Genomic DNA, 749 nt, shown 5'->3' with positions numbered 1-749 from the left:
AATCCAGACAGTTCTATAGGAGATACATACTCCTCATCCCATTCATCTAACACGCACTTCCACAACTGTTTTGACTGAGCTGTAGACTGGAAACTTCTCAACAGCCGCTTCTTATTGTGAGAAGTAGCAGTTTCTTTTAGCTCCGCAGCAAGCTGATGCACCTTTTCAGGGTGAGTCAGCTCTACAAATTTAGAAATCGCTTCAAGCAGCTTGTCCAAACTAATGTCCTTATTATCAGAAAAAGGCGGCTTCAGCACAGTCTAGTGTCGGCACTACAAGAGAGCGGTCAAGATACCTGTTCCCTTTTTCACATGATGTCTCAGATACAAAACCACATGCATGACAGCAAGCTACATGTAGTGATCGATCTTTCTCAGGGTTGTGTTCTGAGCAAAGAGGGTCAGAAGAACAGATCTTTGCCCGATTAAATGCACTTTCTAAAAGCCTCCCCAAATTTTCAGGCTTGCCCAGATCGACCAAGCCTCCCAGAGTACCATCAGAATCTGCCGCAGCTGTGTAAATCAAAATACCGGCTTGCTGTTGACTTCCTTCAGTATCTGCGTAAATCCGTTCTCTGATACTGGCAGCGTTATAACCACATTCCAAAGCCATCTCTCTTATCAAGAGATGCGCCAGTGTATGCAACAGCGCATAGCGAATACTAGGATAGGCTTCATCAGGATCAAGTTTTCTGGCATTTCGCCACCCTCTATGACCAGCAAACAGCTTTCTATCAATCTCTATAACAG

The 749-nt window shown here is 44.6% G+C and carries 2 protein-coding genes; both read right to left on the bottom strand.

The window, feature by feature from the left end:
• Positions 1–218, bottom strand: a 218-nt coding sequence (locus tag J7438_RS26420; protein WP_209279000.1) for a hypothetical protein, incomplete at its 3' end; no start/stop codon positions are given.
• Between the two features lie 16 nt (positions 219–234).
• Positions 235–749 (bottom strand): MrfA Zn-binding domain-containing protein (gene drmB / locus J7438_RS26415; RefSeq protein ID WP_209278999.1); only part of this gene is annotated, 515 nt, incomplete at its 5' end.

Origin of the sequence: Thalassotalea sp. G20_0, assembly GCF_017744175.1 — a bacterium.
Lineage (GTDB): Bacteria > Pseudomonadota > Gammaproteobacteria > Pseudomonadales > Endozoicomonadaceae > Endozoicomonas.
The sequence above is the reverse complement of the archived record's forward strand: the minus strand, read 5'-3'. Positions and strand labels throughout refer to the sequence as shown.